Source organism: Wenjunlia tyrosinilytica (genome assembly GCF_014646055.1).
Taxonomy (GTDB): domain Bacteria; phylum Actinomycetota; class Actinomycetes; order Streptomycetales; family Streptomycetaceae; genus Wenjunlia; species Wenjunlia tyrosinilytica.
Window position 1 is genome coordinate 34722 of record NZ_BMMS01000013.1, and the last position, 20828, is coordinate 55549.

The window sequence follows — 20828 nt, forward strand, 5'->3', positions numbered from 1 at the left end:
GCCGGACGCGAGGACAGAGCCCCGAGCAGCGAGCAGCGAGCAGCGATCACGTATTGCGCGCGGCGCGCGGCGAGCAGCGATCACCGAGCAGCGAGCACCCCGAGCACCTGAGGAACCGATGAGCCCCAAGCGCCCCGAACGCCGCCCCCGAGTCGCCGTAGCCTTCGCGGTGGTCGCCCTGGTGATCTCCGGCTGCTCGTCCGGCGTCACCTCCGGTTCCTCCACCAGCGACGCTCCCTCCGGCTCGCCGAACCCCAAGGTCACCTCGCTCCTCAGCCCGGCCCCCGGCCAGACCCCCGGCGCCCTGCGCCCCTACTACGACCAGAAGCTGGAGTGGCGCGAGTGCGGCGTCCCCGACTTCGAGTGCGCGACCATGAAGGTCCCCCTGGACTACGCGAAGCCGAACCCCGCCGACGACGTCAAGATCGCCGTATCACGGAAGAAGGCCGAGGGGACCGACCGCATCGGCTCGCTCCTGGTGAATCCGGGCGGGCCCGGCGGCTCGGCCATCGACTACCTCCAGCAGGCGGCGGCCCTCGGCTACCCGCAGGTCGTCCGCGACCGGTTCGACATGGTCGCCTTCGATCCGCGGGGCGTCGGCCGCAGCAAGCCGGTGGAGTGCCTGTCGGACCAGGAGATGGACGAGTTCACCAGGACCGACACCACCCCGGACAGCAAGAGCGAGGCCAACCGGGTCGTAGCGGAGGACAAGAAGTTCGCCCAGGGCTGCGAAAAGCGCACCGGCAAGCTCCTGCCGCACGTGAGCACCGTCGAGGCGGCCCGCGACATGGACGTGCTGCGGGCGGCGCTCGGTGACGACAAGCTCTCGTACGTAGGCCTGTCCTACGGCACATTCCTCGGCGCGACGTACGCGGGCCTGTTCCCGAGCCGCGTCGGCCGGCTCGTCCTCGACGGGGCGATGGACCCCACCGTGGACGCCCGCGAGGCGGCCCGAGCCCAGGCGGGGGGCTTCGAGACCGCGTTCAACTCCTTCGCCAAGGACTGCACCAAGCGGCCCGGCTGCCCCCTCGGCGACTCCGTCCAGCAGGCCGGCACCGAGCTCGACACCTTCTTCAAGCAGCTCGACGCCAAGCCGCTGAAGACCCAGGACGACGCCCGCACCCTCAATGAGCCGCTGGCCACCACCGGCGTGATGTCCGCCATGTACGACGAGAGCTTCTGGCCCGTCCTGCGCCAGGCCCTCACCGCGGCCGAGCACGGCGACGGCACCGACCTGCTGCGCCTGTCCGACCTCTACTACGAGCGCGAGGGCGGCAAGTACAGCAACCTCATGTACGCCAACGCCGCCGTGAACTGCCTCGACCTGCCCCCGGCCGCCCGCGGCCCGGCCGACGTGGACAAGGCCCTCCCGTCGTTCAAGAAGACCTCCCCGCGCTTCGGCGTCACCATGGCCTGGTCCGCCCTGGGCTGCGCCTACTGGCCGGTCCCGTCGACCGGCAAACCCCACCGCATCGAAGCCAAGGGCGCCGCCCCCATCCTCGTCGTCGGCACCACCCGCGACCCGGCCACCCCCTACACCTGGGCCCAGTCCCTGGCCACCCAACTCGACTCCGGCGTCCTGCTGACCTACGAGGGCGACGGTCACACGGCCTACACGCGCGGCAGCAAGTGCGTCGACTCCGCGATCAACACCTACCTGACCGAGGGCAAGCCCCCGGCGGACGGCAAACACTGCAGCTGAGCCTCCCCGCCCCCTGGGCAGGGCACCCCGAGAAACTGTGTAGACTTGGCGCCGTTGCCGATGCCACCCTCGTGCTGCACGAACCGTGCATCGCCGCAGCGTGCCGCCTTAGCTCAGTCGGCCAGAGCGACGCACTCGTAATGCGTAGGTCAGGGGTTCGACTCCCCTAGGCGGCTCCACCAAAGGCTCGGGTCAGCTTCTGCTGACCCGAGCCTTTCGCTTGCGCGCTTGCGCGCGGGGTAGGCGGAGAGCTGTTCACTCACCGCTATGTCGCGGCTACCATGAGGCAATTCCTGCCGCAGTGGCGGGACGTGGAGCGAAGCCGAGTGGAGGCAGACATGCCCCGTGCCTGGGAGGCCGACCCGTCCGCGTTATTCGAGCGGCGACTGGGGAGGTCGGCTGCAGAGCTGGGTGTCTCGGACGGCAGAGACGAGTGCCCGGACATCTGGCAACTCGACAACGGCGACATCGCGGTGATCGGCACAGACCTCACCGCCGCCTACACCGCCCACCTCCCGGAAGGCGTGTCCCTCGCCCCGGACGAGCGCCTGGTGGTCATCCCCGGCACCATGCTCCGCGCGGCAAAACCAGACATCCCCGATGCTTGAGCTCCGAGCCCCCGCCCTCCCCTCCGAGCGAGCACGCACTACCGCGCCGGCCGTTTGCGGGAGGCTGGGGTGTTTGCCGAGCAGGCACTGACAGCACATCGATCCCGGAACGATCGGCGCGGTGCGGGCAACGTCCTGCGTCTGCGGGGCGACCTTCAGTGCGAGCTGGGCGACGTGGAGGAGGCGCTGAGGTCGACCAACGACGCGCTCGAGATCGCCCTCAGCCTTCGTGACCACAGGTTGGAGGGCTTCTGGCTCATCACGCTCGGCAATGTCCACCAGGCCAGCGGTCACTTCGCTGATGCGCTGACCGCCTATCAACGCTCGGCGAGGCTCCACCGTCGCCTCGGAGACCGCAGCAGGGAAGCACTGGCGTGGCACGGCGCGGGTGAGACGTACCGTCGGTTGGACCGACACGCGGAGGCGGCGGACTTCCACCGCCAGGCCGTCGCGGTCCATCACGAACTCGGCGACGCCTGGCACGAGGCTCTCGCTCTCGAGGGCTTGGGATTGGCACTCCTGATCAAGGACCCGGAGGCGGCACGTCGGCACTTGACCCAGGCCCGGAGCCTGTTGGCCGGCTACGACGACCCGCGGGCGGTGCAGACCCGCGACCGCGTTGAACGGCGGCTGACGTCGTCGAGTTGAGCCCGGACCGCTTCGCTCGGAGGCCGTTCCGACGAGATCGCCGACGGCATTCAGAGCGGCGCCGGTGGCACGCGGGAGGGTAGTCGGTTGTCGCTCTCAGGGGTGTATTTGCGGAGGGCTGTGGTGGGGCTCGTGGGCCCGTTCCCGCTGGGCTGGGTGGGGGTTATCGGGTCATATGTGCAGGGACAGCGCGTTGCGGGTCAATTGCGAACGTTGGTAGGCATGGTCGCAACGGGTGGTTCCGCACGCGGCGGTCGCCGAGTGCGAGTTGTCGTGTTTGAGGCGACGGCGGGGTGATTCTGTGAAGTTCGACATGGGGAGCCGGACGCTGTCCGCCCTGGTCGCCGGCACTCAGGGGTCGAGTGGCGAACTGGCCGGGCTGATCCGGCAGTTGGTCGCGGCCGCGCAGCCGCTCGAAGGGCGTTTCGACGGGGCCGGCAGGGCTGCCTTCGACACGTTCAAAGCGCACTCCGACGAGGTCACGGCGGCGTTGAACGAGTCGTTGAAGGCGATCCTCGGCGGGCAGTCGGGGATGGATCGCGCCTTCGTCTCCGGCGACCTGGAATCGGCTGACAACGCGCGGCAGGCGATGGCCGCTGCGAACTTCGACGCCGCCCGGTTCTCCGGGCGTTGATGGGGAGGCGGAGACCATGGCAGGTCAGGACCGTCGCAGTTATGACACCGCTGCCTCGAGTGAGGTCCAGGGGAGTCTGCAGAGCGTTGTCGGGCAGCTCGAGCGAGTGCTCGCCGAGCGGGACCGGGCCGTGAAGGCCGCGATGGCGGACTTCCAGGCCGACGGAGTGTCGGACGAGTACCACGCCAAGGAACAGCGGTGGAACCGCGCCGCGCACGAGGTGAGGACGATCATCCACCTGGTGCGCTCCACGTTGGAGAAGAACGACGGGACCGCGCAGCACACCCTTTCCAGAGCCAAGGCCGCCGTGGACGCGATCGGTTGACATCGGAAGGTACAACACAGGTGGAAAACGGGGGTTGCTCGCGTGCCCAGGTGGGACATCGATACGGGTGGCGTTCGGGCGGTGGTCACGCGCACCGGCGCTGTGGCCGAGCATCTGGAGCGGCAGGCCGGGGACTACGGCCAACATCTGGAAAGCGCCGCGAAGTCGGCCGGGACCTTGAGCCGGGGCGGCGGGGTGTCCGAGGGCGGGCTGGTGGCGGTGGCCTTGGCGGAGTTCGCCGAGGCGACGCGGGGCAGGCTTCGGTTTGTGGCGACGCGGTCCGGTAGATCGCTCGCGGGTGCGGTCGACGCGACGACCGCGTACGTCAACGGGGATCTGGAGATGGCCGCGAACGCGCAGCGCGAGGCGCTGACGGCGCCGGTGGTGGACGCGCCGGGCTCCGGCGGGAGCGGCGGGCAGGCGCGGTGATCAAGCCGGCGGAGATTCCGCAGTTCACGGGTGATCTGGAGCAGTTGGAGAGGGACGTCGGGGATCTGCGGAAGGACGCGTCCGCGATCCGGAGGACGGGTGCGGACGTCCACAGCGGGTTTCAGGGGCTTTCGGTGTTCTACCACGCTCCGGAGTCGGAGCAGTTGTTCGCGACGACGGCGCCGGTGCGGGACGTGGCGGATGAGTTCGCGGGGGATCTGGAGAAGGTGCAGGGGGCGCTGTCCGACTACGCGTCGCAGGTGCGGCCGATCGCGGACAGGCTGGAGCGGCTGCGGTTGGAGGCGGCGCAGTTCGTCGAGAGCGTCCGGGATGACGACGACTGGGAGTACGACGGGGACAAGGTCGCCGAGCACAACGATCTGCAGCATGACGTCAACGCCGCTGTGGCGGCCTTTTGGGAGGCCGAGCGTACGGCGGCGAACAAGATCACCGCCGTGTTCGGCGGCACTCGGTATGTGGTGGGTGACGGGTCGGGCAGGCCGGAGACGTACGGCTACACAGCCGGTGATCTGGACCATGCGAAGGTCCCTTGGGGGACGCCGGAGGAGGAGGGGCACCACTTCTACGACGTGGGCCACTGGATCAAGGGCTTTGTCTGGGACGGCTTGATCCTCGACGGAGTATGGGGGACGGTCAGGGGCCTTGGGGCGGTGCTGGGGTTCTCCGGTTGGGACGACATGCAGGCGGCATGGAACGGCCTGGGCATGCTGGCCGTTGGCGTGACCCTGTACCGGATGCCTGGTGGGATGGCTGTTCCGGACTCGGCGTTACCGGCGTGGATGCGCGACTGCAGGAAGGTCGCTCGGGATACGGGCAAGGCGCTGGTGGCGTGGGACGAGTGGGGCAAGAACCCCGCCCGGGCGGCGGGGGCGGTCACGTTCAACGCGCTGACGGCGGCGACCGGGGCGGGGAGTGCCGGGAAGGCCGGCACGGCGGCGAAGGTCGCCGGTGCGGCGGGCAGGGTCGGCAGGGCCATCGACCCGATGGCGTATGTGGTGAAGGCGGGGGGCAAGGCCGGGGACAGGATCCCGAGGGTCGGGGAGGTGATGGCAGGGCTGAGGAAGCTGGACTCCGGCACGGTCGCGGAACTGCCGAACGGCGCGGTGAGGCTCCCCAACGACGCGATCCTGCACGCCGATGGCACGCTGAAGCTGCCTGACGGCAGGCCCAAAGCCCCCCCGATCCCAAGGGAACCGGCGGCCTCGAACCTGCCCCATGCACACGAGCCCCCGGCGCAGAAAGCCCCAACCGCTGTGCACACGGGTCCCGGTAGTGCGGAGAGGGTGGCCCACGGGGTCGACAATCTCCCCCGAGCAGGGCATGACGCGCACGGTCCAGGTAGGCATCCAGGGGACGGAGCAACGGGGCACGTAGCTGACTGCCAGCCTCGAAAGAAGCACGAGTTGCCTGGCACTCGTGACCACAGTGCCGGGTCGCACGTGGAGGGTCATGGCGCCGTCGGTGACGGGGCCAAAGCCAGCATGCACTCCGTTGACGACTCGTCGGGTGTTTACGACGCAGAGCCCAGGCGCCCTGTGCAAGGAGCGCATGATTCAGGATACCGGTTCCCCGACGGACCTAAGCCTCAGGCTTCTGGTGGTATGCGGCCAGATCAGGAGGTGCATGTCGCGTCAGAGCTGGATCGCATGAGGTTGTCCGCAACCGACCAGGATCGCCTCCTAGGGCGGTTACGCAGGTCATCCATCGGCGAGCGGGCTGCAGATCTCATCAGTCGCGGACATCTCTCTGGAGTGCGTAACTACGATGAAGTTCTGAAGATGTTCAAGCAGAAAGGGATAGATCCTGCGGCGACTATGGCTCTGGAGCATGCCACCGAGCTTCAGGCGCGTGGCTTTCACGATTTGGCGTTCGAAATCAAGAACGAGACTGGCCTGGACTTGGATGTTGCCACGCTCAAGCCTGATGGTACGCCAGACTTTGGCTACCAACTCAAGGATGTCAGCAATCTGGAAGGGATCAAATCCGCAGCGAAGAAGGCAGCCAAGCAGCTAGCTGGACACGGTGTCGCTCACAAAGTTGCCGTCCTGGACGTCCGTCAGTCGATGGATGGATTCGTCGACGAGTACCTGAAGGACGTGGAGTTTTATGCTACGAAGTCCAATGCCACATTCCATCTGCGTTTCAGCGATGGCGCCATCATCATCCCCGAACGCGGGCAGATCTTCCCGTAAGGATTTCTATGTCTACTCTGATGCGTGCCCCACGGGAGTGCGGCTCCTGGTCATGGGATCTTGACGGCATTGCCTCTCCTGGTCTCGCATCCGCGCTGGCTGTCGCAGCGCGGATGGCGGAGGTGCTGGCTAAGCACTCGCTGCTTGTTCCCTCGACAATTGAGTATGGCTGGTACATTCCTGGAGGCGGGGGTATCGGGATCACGACGACCCTATGTCTGAGCACGCAACTTGGTGACCCTGAACTGGTGGATGGTGTGCTGCAGAGTCGACCGGTAGGTTTCCAAACCGCCGAGGTAGATGACATCCGCGTGTTGGGTTCAGGGCTGTGGGTAGACGCCGATGGCCAGCAGCACCGTGAATCTGGGCTCCTGGAGTTGGAGGTGTCCCCGGTGCCCATCGGCCTCACCGCAGAAGTCGCTGTCTTCCATGACATCTGGACTTGGTATGACTTTTCCGGGCGTCCTCACCCAGAGGTTCAGAGGAGAAACGCGCCCCGCCTCGCAGCAGCTCTTCGGGCGCTTGATTCTCTGCTTGGAACGAAGGCGGAGCCTGGCGAGCCAACGTATTTCGGAGCTGCAGAGGGGTACGGAGTGCAAGCGGCCGAACCGTCAGCCGATGGAAGCGGCCCAGACTTGACGGATCGGCTCTGATAGATCCTTTGCGGTACGTGTACCGCTTTCCTAGATGGAGCCCGGGCAGGGCGTGCGCAATCAGCGTATTCGTCGCGGCCAACTTGAGAAAAATGCGAGGCATGATGTGGGATTACGACAGTCAGTTGCTGGAGTCTGTGGCCGTGCGGCGGGGGCGGATGCGGTCTGCTTTGGGTGTCGGGCGCAGGGGTGGGGAGGAGAGGTTGGGAAAGGTGTTCGCAGGGGTTGCCGTGGCGGCCGTGTTGTGTGCGGGGTGTGTTGGGTGGTCGTTTGTCTCGGGTGAGATGGGCCGCCCGGGCCCGCATCAGTCCTCTCCGCACCGGTGATGCGTGCCGAGTTGAGCCGGGTGACACTCGTCGGGGACCGGCGGCGGGTGGATCTGGTGTTGCCCTCGAACGAGCCGATCGGCCTGCTTCTGCCCGACGTCATCGAGTTGCTCGGCGACCGCGTCTCCGAGCGGCCCATGCTTCGGCATCTGGTCACCGCCGACGGGGCGGTTCTGCCGCAGGACAGCACGCTCGCATCGGCCGCCGTCAGGGATGGGGCCTTGCTGCGGCTCGTTCGGGCGCGGGATGCTCCGCCCGCTCCCGTCGTGCATGACGTTACCGATGAAGTGGCGCAGGACCTGGATCTACGGGCCTGGCGGTGGCGGCCCGCTTCTCGGAGGGCGGTGGCTGGGCTCTCCGGTGTGACTTTCGCCGTCACGGCCGGGATGCTGGCCCGGAGTTGGTTCGATCAGGCTCGCGTGGCTGAGGTGCTCGTCGCCGTCTCCGTGGGCGCGGCTGTCGCCGGGGGCCTCGTCGCGCGGTTTGGTCGTCGCAATCGAGGGCTCGCCACCACTTGTTTGCTCGTTGCGGGCGCCCTGGGCGTCCTCGCCTCGTGGACCGCCGCTGATGCCTACGCCTGGTCGGTGCAGGCTCGGCTGGCAGGGCTCGCCGTCGCGTTGGCCGCCACCCTGTTCCTCCTGGGGGTGTTCTCGCCTGTTGGGCGGGGCGGGGTGGTGGGCGCGGGGGCGGTCGTGGGGGCCGCTGTTGTGTGGGATGCCACCGCACTCCTTCAGAGTGATCCGGCGCTTCACAATGATCCGGCGCGCGTGGGCGCCGTCTTGGCCGTGGTTTCGGTCACCGTGCTCGGGGTGCTGCCGCGCTTCGCGTTGACGGCCGCCGGGCTGGCGGGGCTGGACGACCGCCGTTGCGCGGGTGTGTCCGTGAGCCGCCAGGAAGTGGTCACCGCTCTGGCCGCGACGCATCGCGGGCTGGTGCTCGCCACCGTCGTCACGGCTGCCTCCGCCACGGCCGCGGGGTGGCTCGCGGTCAGTACGCCCAATCCTTGGACGGTGGGGCTCACCGTGGTCCTCGCGGTGGTTCTTCTGTCGCGGGCTCGTGCCTATCCGCTGGTCGCCGAGGTGGTGGCGCTGCTCGCCGCGGGGGCAGTCCTCCTGGTCCGCCTGGTCGTGCTGTGGGAACGCCACCGCGGCGGGCCGCCCTATGGCCCACTGGCCGTGGTCGCCGGGGCGGCGTTGCTGCCGCTCGGTGTGCTGGCCGTGCATCCTCCTGAGCATGTTCGCGTCCGTCTGCGCCGCATAGCGGATGTGGGCGAGTCGGCCGGTGTCATCGCGCTGTTTCCGCTCGCCGTCGGCGTATTCGGCGTGTACGCACGACTGCTCGGCGCCTTCTGAAGGGTGCGAGCGCCAGGTCGCGAGTGGAAATCGGAGAAACGGCATGGCCGCAGACGATTGGCAGGGCGACCTCCTGCGCCAACTCGGCGGCGAGGCCTGCCAGGGTGCCTTCGGGCCGCCCGGTTCCGGAGGGTTCTCTTGGGGGATTCCCGGCATTGCTCCTGATCCGCATCTGCCGGTCCCCGCGGCGCCGCCGCCCCTCCTGCCGAAGCCGATCCCCGCGGAGCCCTTTCCCGCGGAGCCCTTCCCAGCGAAGCCCCTCCCCCCGAAGCCCCGGCACCCGCCCGCCATCGCCCCGCCCGCCGCACCTGCCGGGCTCATCGACCACGCCCTCGTTCAGGCGCAGCGCAGGCCGAGGAGCGGGGACTCCGCCGCCGCGCGTGCCCGCCGGTCGCTGCGGGAGCTGACGGGTGCGTCGCCGGCCCGCGCGGTGGAGGCCGCCACCGAGGTCGCCAGGGACCTCCAGCAGCCGATCACCACCGGCCGCCAGATCGTGGTCACGAGCATCCGCGGCGGCGCGGGCAAGACCACCGTGGCCGCGCTCCTCGGCCGGACGTTCGAGCACTACCGGCGCGATCCCGTGCTGACGGTAGAGGCCGACGCCGCGCTGGGCACCCTGCCGATCCGGCTCGGCGCCGCCGCCGTCCGCTGGACCTGCGCCGATCTGGCCCAGGTGATCGACCCCTCCATGCAACTGACCGACATCACCGGCTGTCTGGCCCGGCTTCCCGACGGCGGCTGGCTGCTGCCCGGCAGCCGGGGGAACGTGGGCGCCCGACTGGAGTTGCCGCAGTACCAGTCGGTGATGGTGGCGCTGCGCCGCTACTTCGCGATCACCGTCGTCGACTGCCCCACGTTGCCCGGCGAGCTGGCCCGGACGGCACTGGCCGCCGCCCAGGGCCGGGTCGTGGTGGCGCCCGCCACCGTCGAAGGAGTGGCCAGTACCCGCTCGGTGCTCGACTGGATGGCGGGGCTGCGCCGGGCCGGGATGCTCGCCCGCACCGTCGTCGTCCTTGTCTCGTCCTCTCCGCACACGACGATCGACGCCGAGGCGGCCGCCGACCATCTGCGGCTGGACGGCGTCGCGGTGCTCGCGCTGCCCTACGACCGGCACCTGGCCGCCGGGGGCGTCATCCAGGCGTCGCTCCTGGCCCGCGGCACCCGGGAAACGGCGGCGCGGCTGGCCGCCGAAGTCCTCAACCGCGCTGTCGGCAGCCGCCGATGACCACCCGGCTGGTGCACCGCCCCGCGCGCACGACCCGGCCGTCGGCGGTTCCGGAGGCGCGTGCCCTCGAGCCCCCGCCCAACCTCCCGGAGGGCAGGACGGGAGGTGTTCTGCACTCCCTCCTGCCGGTGGCCGGGGTGATGAGCTCGGTGGTCATGATGACGATGATCCGCGACAGCCGGTTCGCGGTCGTCGGCGCGCTGGTCCTGGTGGTCACCGTGGCGGGCGCCCTCGGCATGCTGCTCTCGCAGCGCGGCAGGGCCCAGCGCACCCGGCGCGCGCAGCGCGAACGCTACCTGGGGTATCTGGAGGATTCGCGCGAGGAACTCGGCGACGAGGAACGCCGATGCCGCGACACCGCACGGGTGCTGGACCCCGCGCCCGCGGCCCTGTACGACATCGTTCGCGACCCGGCTCGGCTCTGGGAGCGCCGAAGGCACGACGCCGACTTCCTGCGCGTACGGGTCGGCGTCGGGCAGATGCCGCTGCGGCCGTTGACCGTGAGCCGGCAGGGCGGCAGCGTGCTCACCCCACCGGATCGGTTCATGCTCAACGAGGCGGGGGCGCTGATCAGCCGCTTCCGCAGGGCGGACGGCCTCCCGGTGACCGTTCCGCTCGACCGCGTGGGCGATGTCAGCGTCGTTGGCGACCGTGCGGCGGTGCTGCGCCTGGTCAGAGCACTGATCGTCCAGGTGGCCGCCGCTCACGCGCCCGACGATGTCTCGATCGCTCTCGCCTGCCCCGGAGAGGGGCTTGAGGACTGGGCATGGCTGAAGTGGCTGCCGCACGTGGTGGACCCGGTGGAGCTCGATGGGCCGGTCGGCGCTCGCCGTATCGCCCCGGACCTGGCCCAACTGGCCGCAACGCTCGGCGATGACCTGCGCCGCCGGGCGTCCTACGCGGCCGAGGCGCGGCGCGGCCTGTCACCGAGGTACGCCTTGGACATGACGAGCCGCCTGCTCGTGGTGAGCGATGGATACGGGGAGCCCGCGGCGCGGTTGCCGCGTCCCGACGAGACGGTTTCTCTGCGGGAGATGGCCGTGACCGTCGTGCACCTCGTGGCGGAGCGGGTGGCCGAGCCGGGGCAGGTGTCGATCCGGCTCCGCGTGGACGCGGACGAGGTCGCCGTGGAGGACGTGAGGAGCGACCCGCCCAGGACCGTGCGGGGGACCGTCGACGATATGAGCGCGGCCGCCGCGGAGGGGCTGGCTCGGATGCTCGCGCCGCTGCGGCTGTCGGCCGAGTCCGTGACCGACGCACCGCTGACGGGGCCGGTGGACTTCGCCGACCTCCTGTCGATCGACGACCCGGCCGACGTGGATGTGTCACGGCTGTGGGCGTCACGCGGGGAACGCGCCTTCCTCCGGGTGCCGATCGGAGTCAATGACGCCCATGAACCGGTACTGCTCGATCTGAAGGAGGCCGCCGAGCTGGGCATGGGGCCGCATGGGCTGTGCGTGGGCGCGACGGGTTCCGGCAAGAGCGAGTTGCTGCGCACCCTCGTCCTGGGCCTGGTGGCCACACATCCGCCGGAGGATCTGGCGATGTTGCTCGTCGACTACAAGGGCGGCGCCGCCTTCGCCCCGTTCGCCGAGGTGCCGCACGTCGCCGGGGTGATCACCAACCTGGAGCACCAGGCCGGTCTCGTCGAACGCGTCCACACCAGCCTCGCCGGAGAGGTGCGGCGCCGACAGCAGGTGCTCAAGAGCGCGGGCGATGTCGCCGACATCTCGCGCTACGCGGCGCTGCGCGCCACCCGCCCCGGACTGCCCCCGCTTCCCCACCTCCTCGTCGTCATCGACGAGTTCGGCGAACTCCTCACCGCCAAGCCGGACTTCATCGACCTCTTCCTGTCCATCGGCCGTATCGGGCGCAGCATCGGTGTGCACCTCCTGCTCTCCAGCCAGCGCATCGAAGGCGGCAAGCTCAAGGGTCTGGAGGCCTATCTGTCCTACCGGCTGGGACTGCGGACCTTCTCGGCGGACGAGAGCCGCACGGTGCTCGACACCACTGATGCCTTCCATCTGCCGCCGCTTCCGGGCTTTGGCTACCTGAAGGTCGACACTTCGGCGTACGTGCGGTTCAAGGCGGGCTTTGTCTCCGGCCCGTACCAGGGTCCGGCCCGGCGCGAGCCGAGGAAGGTCACCGGGCCGTCCGTCCTGCCCTATCCGGCGTTCAACACCTTGTCGGCCCCGGATCCCGCGGCGCCCGGCGCATGGGCGCGCGCCAGGCACCGGGACCCGGGCCCCACCGTGCTGTCCGTTCTCGTGGACCGGCTGGGCGCCGCTGCCCCTCGTGTGCGCCGTATCTGGCTCCCTCCGCTGCCGTCCGCGCTCACACTGGACAGCGCCGCGGGCCCGGTCGACGTCGGTGAGCGCGGGATGCAGCTCCTTCGGCGGCCGGGCGCCATGAGGGTCCCGCTCGGCCTGCTGGACGATCCGGCGCGGCAGTGGCAGGGGCAGTGGACGCTCGACCTCACGGTGGCGGGAGGGCACGCGGCGTTCATCGGCGGTCCCCAGTCGGGCAAGACGACGCTCCTGCGCACGCTCGCGCTGTCGTTGGCCCTGACCCACACCCCGCACGAGGTCGGCATCTACGGCCTTGACCTGGTCGGCGGCGGTCTCCAGGCGCTGGCCGGGTTGCCACACGTCGGCGGGGTCGCCGGGAGGGCGGACCGGGAGCGTGCCATGCGGACGGTCGAGGAGGTAAGGGGGATGCTCGCCGCCCGGGAGGAACTGTTCCGAGAGCGCGGCATCGACTCGGTCGAACGGCTGCGGGAGCTGCGTGCCAAGGGGGCGGTGCCACAGCTCGCGTCGACCGACATCGTTGTGCTGGTCGACGGATTCGGCGCGCTGCGTGACGACTTCGAGCAACTCGACGACGCCGTGGCCGACCTGCTCAAACGCGGCAGCGGCTATGGCATCCACGTCGTCGCCGGGATGCTGCGCTGGAACGATGTGCGGATCGCCACCCAGTCCACCTTCGGCACCAGGGCGGAGCTACGGCTCAACGACGCCGCGGACAGCAGCGTCGACCGCAGGCTCGCCGGGACCATCGCGCCGGGTGAGACAGGCCGAGTGCTCACCGACGGCGGGCTCTTCGCCCAGGTCGCCCTGCCTCGCGTCGACTCGCGCGCCGACACCGCCGACCTCGGCTCCGCGGTCGAGCAGGCCGCGGCATCCATCCGTGCTGCCTGGCCGGGGGAGTTCGCGCAGCCGGTCCGAGTGCTGCCGGCGCGGATTCCGGCATCGTCGTTGCCGTCTCCCGCGGCCGAGCCCCTGCGGGTGCCGATCGGGCTGGACCAGACCGCGCTGGAGCCGGTGCTGCTCGACCTGTTCGAGCGCGACCAGCATGTGCTGGTCCTGGGCGACAGCGCTTGCGGCAAGACCAATCTGCTGCGGCTCATCGCGCGGGGCCTGGTGGAGCGCTACTCGGACGACCGGCTCGTCTTCGCGGTCATGGATCCGCGGCGCACGTTGAGGAATCCGGTGCCCGAGCCCTACTGCGGGGGATACGCGCACAACGCCAAGATCTGCGGCGGGCTGGCATCGGGGATCGCCGCCGAGCTCGAGAAGAGGACGCCGGACGGTACCTCCCGCGCGGATGCCGCCCTCGCGTTCGGCTTCGAGGCAGAGGGAACCGGGTGCTCAGGGCCCCGGATCGTGGTCCTGGTCGATGACTACGACATCCTCTCCACCGCTGGACAGCAGCCGCTGGCCCCTTTCCTGCCCTTCATCCCCTCCGCCCCCGACATCGGTCTGCACTTCGTTGTCGCCCGGAGGGTGGCCGGAGCGTCCCGGGCGCTGTACGACCCCTTCCTGACCACCGTGCGGGAGAGCGGCACCGCGGCCGTGGTCATGGCCGGGGACCGGACCGAAGGGCAGCTCTTCCCCGGGGTGCATGCCTCGCCGCAGCCGCCGGGGCGCGGAGTCCTGATCAGGCGCGGTGCTCCGAATCGGTTGATCCAGACAGCCATGGCGACCGCGGCGGCCACCGGGCACGGCGTATGACCATGGACGTGATCGCCCTCACCGAGCGCATGCCCGACACCTGGAGCATGGTGGCGGGGTTGCTCGCCGGAGGGCCGGGACTACGGGTCCAGGCGGTCGGCGCGGGCGGGGATGTCGGGGCGGTCGGGGATGTCGGCGCGGGCGGGGCGGGCAGGGGGGTCGGCCAGGTCGGCGAGGAGGCGGTCCTGCAACTGTGCGACGACAGTGGCCGCCCCCTCGTATCCATCGAGGCGCCGGTCCTCGTGCGGGTCCCGGGGGAGGCGGCCCGGCTGCTGGGACCGGACTGCGCTGCCGCGCCGACCCCTGCCTGGTGGGTCGAGGCCCGTGCGTCCACAGCGGTGAAGGACGCCGAACGGCTGGCCGGGGCCTTCGCGGGACGGCTCGCTGCCCTGCTGGGTGGCACGGTCTGGCCTCCGCGAGCCGCCGCGCGGGCGGGCAGCGGCGCCCCGGTGGCCATGGGGGTCACTGCCGTTCCGGCTCCGGCCGCCGCCTCGCCGGCCGTCGACGTGCTCACCGACAAGGTGGCGGTCGTGCTCCAGGACCGGCCGGTCGTCGCCATGACGGCCTGGCTCTGCGACGCGCTGCGGGCAGCCCTGGCCAGTGACCGGGGTCTGCAGATCGTCACCCCGAAGCACACTCGGCTCAGCCTCCCCACCCGGTCCCTGCTCTGCGGACCGCCGTCCCGCTGGGTGGTCCGGGACGGGGACGGCGGCCACTACGACGGGCTGTCCGGCGCGGTGCTGCGCTGGGGTGACGGCGCCTTCGAACCGGTCGGGGGCACGGCGGACGGCACCGCCGTGGCCGACGCCTTCACCGAGGTGCGGGCAAAGGGCGAACGGCAGTTGGCGCTCTCCTTCCGTACGCTCCTGCCGGCCGATGAGCGGCTGGTCCTGGGCGGCGCGCTGGAAGCGGCCTGGCGGCGACTGACCGGTGGGCCGCCGGTCGGCTGGGGCACGGCGGAACCAGTGGCCCTTCCATGGTCGAGGCGCCGCCTCACCGAGCCGGCTCGGGGCCGCGCGCCCGGGCGCACCTGGTTCGTGGTCCTGGGAGCCGAGGAGCGTCCGGCCATCGCCACCGCGCGGGTCATTCGCACAACCAGGGGCGTGGAGGAGGATGTCACCCTCACCGTCGGGCTCGGCCCGCGGGAAGCGCCGCCGCTCGGTGAGCTTCCTGGGATCGCCCATGAGCTGGTGGCGCGGTACGGGCTCCGGTCGATGCTGGCCCAGCAGCGGTCGGCACGGCGGGACCTGACCGTTCCCGCCCGCATGGAGAGCCCTCCGGTGCCGGTGGCCTTCGCCCTCGGAGCCGAGGCGGTGGCGGACATCGGGCTCACCCGTGCCGGACGCCCGCCCCTCCCGGATCGGCCGCTGGAGTTGGGGGCACCGAGGCGGCCCGGATTCTTCTATCCGCTCGGCGACGGCTCGTCGGCTTCGGGCTGGACAGGGCTCGAGCGGCTCATGCGCCACCTCCAACGCCCGATCCCCGCACCGCGAAGTGGGGTTGAGACGGACTCGGTTGATCCTTGACGCGCGACAGCGGGCGCACAGGGAACCGCCGCTCGTCAGATCCAGCCCTGGCGGGCGGCGTGGAGGGCGAGTTGGAAGCGGGTGGCGGCGCCGGCGGTGCTGGTGAGCTGTTCGAGGTTGCGGGAGAGCGTGCGGCGGCTGATGCCGAGGAGTTCGGCGATGGTCTCGTCCGTGACGCCGCTGCCCAGGAGCTCCAGGATCCGGCTCTGGACCGGCCGCAGCGCGGGTGGGACGCGGTCGCCGAAGTGCAGGGGGAACGCCGAGCGCCAGGACGTCTCGAACAGCCCGGTGAGTGCGGACAGGAGGCTGGAGGGGCGGACGATGAGCATGGAGTCGTTGACCTCGGCCTCCACGAATGACATGGAGACGATCGCCACCCGCCGGTCGAAGATCGTCAGCTTCACGGGGACGGTCGGCAGCACCCTCGCCTGCTCCCCCGCCGCGATGCAGGGCTTGATGTTGCGGGCGTAGTAGGAGCTGTTCTGCACGGCCGACGTGGAGTAGACGACGCGGTACTCGACGCCCCGCTCGAGGTTGCGTCCTTCGGCCGCGTTGGGGCCCGCGGGGATGTGGTAGGGCGGGGAGTCGAAGCGCAGGACCTCCGACCCGGCGGCGCCCTCGATGTGCCAGATGCGTTCCATGATCTGCGGCCCGGTGATCACTTCCACGAGATCGTCCGTGGCCTGGGGGTGCACCGAACGGCGGTAGCCGCGGTAGGCGTTGATCGCCGCTATATGAGCCTGCCGCAACTCGGAGGTCCTGGCATGCGTGAGGCGGTCCAGGGCAATGCCGGGCTCGGTGGGGGCGACGGCGGAGTCCTCCCGGCCGCAACTCGTGGCGAGACCCTGCTCGATGAGGCGGTCCACGGACTGCCGGATGCCCAGGGGATCCTCGCCCAGGCGCTCGGACAGCTCCGCCACGGTGGTGGGGCCCGTGCTCAGCATGGCCAGGTATGTCCGAGCCTCGCGATCCTCCAGCCCGAGACGACGCAGATGGGTCGGCAGGACTTCATCACTCATGTGGTTTTCTCCGGGCAAGGGTGACTGCCCCGCCGCCGGCAGGTTTACGAGGTGTCCGGGAAATCTCCCCGCAAAAGGTTTTCGGTTCGGGGGAATTCAGTTCGTGGCGCCGACGGCAAAGGCCGCCGACCGCCCCACCGCACAGGAGACGAGGGCCGCACACCGGTGTGCGCGAGCCCTCGTCTCCCGGCGCCCCTGGGCAGTTTCTACCCGCTCCACCAGGGCTTCCGGGGCCACCCGGCGCCACTGTCCAGAAGTGGCCATGAGCCCCAGCCGGCCGCCGGGCCGAGGTGCCAAAGCCGCTGTGCCGCCCATCTGAGCCACTGGCGAGCGGCTGCCGCGGGCGAGAACGAGCGGGGAGTACACCAAACGGACCCGAAGGTTCTGGGTGCCCTTTCCTCTCACTTGGAGAAGAAGTGCGCAGAGGCATAAGAAAGCTGACGGTGGCTCTCGCCGTCACGTTGGGGATGGCCGTTCCATTCCTCCCGGGGCACATGTCCCGGGCCGCGCAAACGCCACCCGATCCGGTGCGTTCCGTGGCCGATCCCATAGCCCGCCGCTACATCGTGGTTTTCAAGGACAAGGCGATGTCCCCCCGCTCGGTGAAGGGCGAGAGCGCTCGGATCGTCCGGGCGCACGGTGGCGAGGTCTGGCACACCTATGGCTCGGTGCTGAAGGGCTACGCGGCCCGGATGACGGCGGCTCAGGCGCGGCGGGCCGCGGCCGACCCCCGGGTCTCCTACGTCGAGCAGGACGCCGTGGCCCATGGCTCGGCGACCCAGAGCAATCCGCCGTCATGGGGCCTCGACCGTGTCGACCAGCGCGATCTGCCCCTCGACAAGAGCTACACCTACGCCGGTACGGCGAGCAATGTCACCGCGTACGTCGTCGACAGCGGCATCCGCACCTCGCACAGCCAGTTCCAGGAGCGGGCGAGCGTGGGCGTCGACGAGGTGGGGGACGGCAAGAACGGCCAGGACTGCTTCGGGCACGGCACCCACGTGGCCGGGACGATCGGCGGCAAGGACCACGGGGTGGCCAAGGGCGTCAAGCTGGTGTCCGTCCGAGTCCTCAACTGCGATGACAGCGCGAGTACTTCGGGGATCATCGCCGCCGCGGACTGGATCACCGCGCACGCGGTGAAGCCGGCCGTGGTCAATATGAGCATCAACGGCTCGGCGAACAGCAGCGAGGACACGGCGATCAAGAACTCGATCGCCTCCGGCATCACCTGGGTGGTCTCCTCGGGAAACAGCAACGCCAACGCGTGCAACAACTCTCCGGGCTCCATAGGACCGGCGATCGTCGTCAACAACGCCGATTCCGCCGACCGGCGGCGCTCCGACTCCAACTACGGTCCGTGCACCGACCTCTTCGCCCCCGGCACGGGAATCGTGTCCTCCTGGTACACCAGCGACACGGCGACGCAGACCAAGACCGGAACGTCGCAGGCGGCACCGCATGTGACCGGAGCCGCAGCCCTGTACCTGTCGAAACATCCCACCGCGTCGCCCGCCGATGTCCAGTCGGCGCTGGTCGGTAACGCCACAGCCGACAAGATCACCGGTGCGGGCAGTGGATCGCCGAACCGGCTGCTGTACACAGGCGGCCTCGGTGGGTCCACCGGCGGTGGCTCGGTCGTGTTCTCCGACGACTTCGAGTCGCACAAGGGCTGGACGGTGAATGCGTCCGGGACGGACACCGCCACCGCGGGGGTGTGGGACCGGGGCAACCCCGATCGGACGACGTCGGCGAGCAGCGGCCAGATCAAGCAGCTGGGGACGACGGTGTCCGGGGTCGGCGCGCTGTCCACGGGGTCGGCGGCCGGGGCGTCGGACGGCGCCAATGACCTGGACGGCGGAGTGACCTCGATCCGGTCGGGTGCGATCACGCTGCCCGCAGGCGGAGCGCTGACCCTCGACCTGTCGTACAACGTGGCCAACGGCAAGAACTCCGGCATCGACGACTACCTGCGGGTCAAGGTCGTCGACGGCTCCACGGCGACGACGGTGTTCACCAGGACCGGGTCCGCGGCCGAGGTGCCCGGCGCCTGGCAGACGGCCGCCGCGGACCTGTCGGCCTTCGCGGGCAAGTCGATCCGCCTGTCCGTGGAGGCCGCCGACGCCGGGGCAGCCAGCCTCTTCGAGGCGCAGGTCGACGACGTGTCCATCACCAGCGGATAAGCCATCCCGGGCCCGGCGGCCGACGACCGGTCCACGAGCGGCCACCGCACCAACGGCCGACACCCGTGCCCATCCCTGAACGACCGGTCCACGAGCGGCTGGTCCGTCCATCGCATGTTTCTTCAACAGGAGGCCCTTGATGCGTCCATATCGCATCGCAGGCACGATCTGTGCTTCGGTGCTCGCCCTCGCCGCCGCCGGCTCCGTGCCGGCGATCTCGACGGCCAGTACCGCCCGACACCAGCCTTCCGCGGGCCCCGCAGCCGCGACCGCGGGGGACATCCCCGAGTTCGACCACGTCGTGGTCGTGCTCTTCGAGAACAAGAAGCTTTCGTCCATCAAGGGGAATTCGGACGCCCCCTACTTCAACTCACTGTCGTCCCAGGGAACCCTGCTCACCGGCTCCTACGCGCTCACCCACCCCAGCCAGCCCAACTACATCGGCCTGTTCTCCGGCTCCACGCAGGGCGTCAGCAACGACGACTGCCCGAAGAACTTCACCACCGGCAATCTGGGGCAGCAGCTCCTCGACGCCGGCCAGAGCTTCAAGGCGTACTCGGAGGGCCTGCCCAGCGCCGGGTACACCGGTTGCAGCAGTGGCAAGTACCGCCGCAAGCACGCCCCCTGGGCGAACTTCCCGACGGTGGGCGGCTCCTCGTACAACCTGCCGTTCTCCAGCTTCCCGAGCGACTACAGCAAGCTGCCCACGGTCTCGTTCGTCACGCCGGACATGTGCAGCGACATGCACGACTGCTCGATCGGGACGGGTGACTCCTGGCTCAAGAGCAAGCTCGACGGCTACGCCCAGTGGGCGAAGACCCACAACAGCCTGCTCGTCACGACGTTCGACGAGGACAGCGGGACATCCGTCAACCAGATCTACACCTCCCTGGTGGGAGAGCACGTGAAGGTCGGCTACGAGTCGACCGCGAGCGTCAACCACTACAGCGTCCTGCGCACCCTCGAGGACATGTACGGTCTGCGCGCCCTGGGGAAGGCCGCGGACAAGTCCCCGATCACGGACGCCTGGACCACGTCGACCGGGGTGTCCGTGGCCAACCCCGGCAACCAGAGCGGCAGGATCGGCACGGCGGTCTCGCTGCGGCTGTCCGCCTCGGGAGGGACCGCGCCCTACACCTGGTCCGCGAGCGGCCTGCCCACCGGACTGTCCATCGGCACCACCAACGGCCTGGTGTCGGGTACACCGACCACCAATGGCACCTTCACACCGAGTGTGACGGCCAAGGACGCCTCGGGAGCGACGGCGTCCACCTCCTTCACCTGGACGGTGAGCTCGACCGGTGGCGGTTCGGCGGTGTTCTCCGACGACTTCGAGTCGGACAAGGGCTGGACGGTGAATGCGTCCGGGACGGACACCGCCACCGCGGGGGTGTGGGACCGGGGCAACCCCGATCGGACGACGTCGGCGAGCAGCGGCCAGATCAAGCAGCTGGGGACGACGGTGTCCGGGGTCGGCGCGCTGTCCACGGGATCGGCCGCCGGAGCGTCCGATGGCGCCAACGACCTGGACGGTGGGGTGACCACGGTGTTCTCGGCCCCGATCGCACTGCCTTCCGCAGGGTCGTTGACCCTGCACTTCTCGTACAACGTGGCGCACGGCAACAACTCCGGCTCGGACGACCACCTGAAGGTGCGGGTGCTGGACGGCACCCAGGCGACGACGGTGTTCACGAAGACCGGGGCGGCATCCGAGGTGGCCGGTAAGTGGCAGACGGGCTCCGCGGACCTGTCGGCCTTCGCGGGCAAGTCGGTCCGGGTGTTCCTGGAGGCCGCCGACGCCGGAACCCCCAGCCTCTTCGAGGCCCAGGTCGACGACGTGTCCATCACCAACGGCTGACCCGTCCCCGGCTGAAACGGGCTGACCCGGCCCCACCCTCCGGTGGCCGGAGCCTCCCACAAGGACGGCTCCGGCCACCGCTTCGCGACGCGTGCCGGAATACCGGCGGCTCCGCGC

General features: G+C 69.9%; 15 protein-coding genes and 1 tRNA gene. 15 read left to right on the forward strand and 1 reads right to left on the reverse strand.

The genetic code is table 11. The annotated features are described in order from the left end of the window. The first annotated feature begins 118 nt into the window (after positions 1-118). From IEY86_RS16035 to IEY86_RS16090, 13 genes are all read left to right on the forward strand, one after another. Positions 119-1702: an alpha/beta hydrolase gene (locus IEY86_RS16035; protein ID WP_189132375.1), complete on the forward strand. Its 1584-nt coding sequence runs from the start codon at positions 119-121 to the stop codon at positions 1700-1702. A 102-nt stretch (positions 1703-1804) separates the two neighbouring features. Next, positions 1805-1881, forward strand: a tRNA-Thr gene (locus IEY86_RS16040). 159 nt (positions 1882-2040) lie between these two features. Further along, positions 2041-2310 carry a hypothetical protein gene (locus IEY86_RS16045; protein WP_189132376.1) on the forward strand — a complete coding sequence of 90 codons (270 nt, stop codon included), beginning with the start codon at positions 2041-2043 and terminating at the stop codon, positions 2308-2310. Positions 2311-2379: 69 nt separating this feature from the next. After that, positions 2380-2958 carry a tetratricopeptide repeat protein gene (locus tag IEY86_RS16050; protein WP_229698475.1) on the forward strand — a complete coding sequence of 193 codons (579 nt, stop codon included), beginning with the start codon at positions 2380-2382 and terminating at the stop codon, positions 2956-2958. Between the two features lie 301 nt (positions 2959-3259). Next, positions 3260-3592 carry a hypothetical protein gene (locus IEY86_RS16055; RefSeq protein ID WP_189132378.1) on the forward strand — a complete coding sequence of 111 codons (333 nt, stop codon included), beginning with the start codon at positions 3260-3262 and terminating at the stop codon, positions 3590-3592. A 16-nt stretch (positions 3593-3608) separates the two neighbouring features. Next, a complete protein-coding gene (locus IEY86_RS16060; RefSeq protein WP_189132379.1) occupies positions 3609-3917 on the forward strand; it encodes a pore-forming ESAT-6 family protein in 309 nt (102 codons plus the stop codon). A 42-nt stretch (positions 3918-3959) separates the two neighbouring features. Further along, positions 3960-4346 (forward strand): DUF6507 family protein, encoded by a 387-nt coding sequence (locus IEY86_RS16065; protein WP_189132380.1) that lies wholly within the window; start codon positions 3960-3962, stop codon positions 4344-4346. Further along, a complete protein-coding gene (locus IEY86_RS16070) occupies positions 4343-6559 on the forward strand; it encodes a hypothetical protein (protein WP_189132381.1) in 2217 nt (738 codons plus the stop codon). Before IEY86_RS16065 ends, IEY86_RS16070 begins: the two co-directional genes overlap by 4 nt. 754 nt (positions 6560-7313) lie before the next feature. Continuing rightward, positions 7314-7538, forward strand: coding sequence for a hypothetical protein (locus IEY86_RS36485; RefSeq protein WP_229698477.1), 225 nt, complete (start codon positions 7314-7316; stop codon positions 7536-7538). Next, a complete protein-coding gene (gene eccD, locus IEY86_RS16075) occupies positions 7538-8890 on the forward strand; it encodes a type VII secretion integral membrane protein EccD (protein WP_189132522.1) in 1353 nt (450 codons plus the stop codon). Before IEY86_RS36485 ends, eccD begins: the two co-directional genes overlap by 1 nt. A 43-nt stretch (positions 8891-8933) precedes the next feature. Then, positions 8934-10115: a cellulose synthase operon protein YhjQ/BcsQ gene (locus tag IEY86_RS16080; protein ID WP_189132382.1), complete on the forward strand. Its 1182-nt coding sequence runs from the start codon at positions 8934-8936 to the stop codon at positions 10113-10115. Next, positions 10112-14125, forward strand: a complete 4014-nt coding sequence (gene eccCa / locus IEY86_RS16085; protein WP_189132383.1) for a type VII secretion protein EccCa — start codon at positions 10112-10114, stop codon at positions 14123-14125. Before IEY86_RS16080 ends, eccCa begins: the two co-directional genes overlap by 4 nt. Further along, a complete protein-coding gene (locus IEY86_RS16090; protein WP_189132384.1) occupies positions 14122-15651 on the forward strand; it encodes a DUF6177 family protein in 1530 nt (509 codons plus the stop codon). Before eccCa ends, IEY86_RS16090 begins: the two co-directional genes overlap by 4 nt. A gap of 35 nt (positions 15652-15686) precedes the next feature. Here the strand turns inward: IEY86_RS16090 and IEY86_RS16095 are convergent, their stop codons facing one another. Continuing rightward, positions 15687-16670 carry a helix-turn-helix domain-containing protein gene (locus tag IEY86_RS16095; protein ID WP_189132385.1) on the reverse strand — a complete coding sequence of 328 codons (984 nt, stop codon included), beginning with the start codon at positions 16668-16670 and terminating at the stop codon, positions 15687-15689. A gap of 536 nt (positions 16671-17206) precedes the next feature. On the opposite strand from IEY86_RS16095, the gene IEY86_RS16100 reads away from it, so the two are divergent. Together IEY86_RS16100 and IEY86_RS16105 are read left to right on the forward strand one after the other, a co-directional pair. After that, on the forward strand, positions 17207-18853 hold the full coding sequence (locus IEY86_RS16100) for a S8 family serine peptidase (protein WP_229698478.1): 1647 nt from the start codon (positions 17207-17209) through the stop codon (positions 18851-18853). A 139-nt stretch (positions 18854-18992) separates the two neighbouring features. Continuing rightward, entirely contained in the window at positions 18993-20711 is a 1719-nt protein-coding gene (locus tag IEY86_RS16105) for an alkaline phosphatase family protein (protein ID WP_189132386.1), read from the forward strand. Positions 20712-20828: the final 117 nt, after the last annotated feature.

What these genes read in the sequence shown, in the direction of transcription:
- IEY86_RS16035 (WP_189132375.1), top strand. Translation starts at nt 119, where the DNA reads ATGAGCCCCAAGCGCCCCGAACGCCGCCCCCGAGTCGCCGTAGCCTTC.
- IEY86_RS16045 (WP_189132376.1), top strand. Translation starts at nt 2,041, where the DNA reads ATGCCCCGTGCCTGGGAGGCCGACCCGTCCGCGTTATTCGAGCGGCGA.
- IEY86_RS16060 (WP_189132379.1), top strand. Translation starts at nt 3,609, where the DNA reads ATGGCAGGTCAGGACCGTCGCAGTTATGACACCGCTGCCTCGAGTGAG.
- IEY86_RS36485 (WP_229698477.1), top strand. Translation starts at nt 7,314, where the DNA reads ATGATGTGGGATTACGACAGTCAGTTGCTGGAGTCTGTGGCCGTGCGG.
- eccD (WP_189132522.1), top strand. Translation starts at nt 7,538, where the DNA reads ATGCGTGCCGAGTTGAGCCGGGTGACACTCGTCGGGGACCGGCGGCGG.
- IEY86_RS16080 (WP_189132382.1), top strand. Translation starts at nt 8,934, where the DNA reads ATGGCCGCAGACGATTGGCAGGGCGACCTCCTGCGCCAACTCGGCGGC.
- eccCa (WP_189132383.1), top strand. Translation starts at nt 10,112, where the DNA reads ATGACCACCCGGCTGGTGCACCGCCCCGCGCGCACGACCCGGCCGTCG.
- IEY86_RS16090 (WP_189132384.1), top strand. Translation starts at nt 14,122, where the DNA reads ATGACCATGGACGTGATCGCCCTCACCGAGCGCATGCCCGACACCTGG.
- IEY86_RS16095 (WP_189132385.1), bottom strand. Translation starts at nt 16,670, where the DNA reads ATGAGTGATGAAGTCCTGCCGACCCATCTGCGTCGTCTCGGGCTGGAG.
- IEY86_RS16105 (WP_189132386.1), top strand. Translation starts at nt 18,993, where the DNA reads ATGCGTCCATATCGCATCGCAGGCACGATCTGTGCTTCGGTGCTCGCC.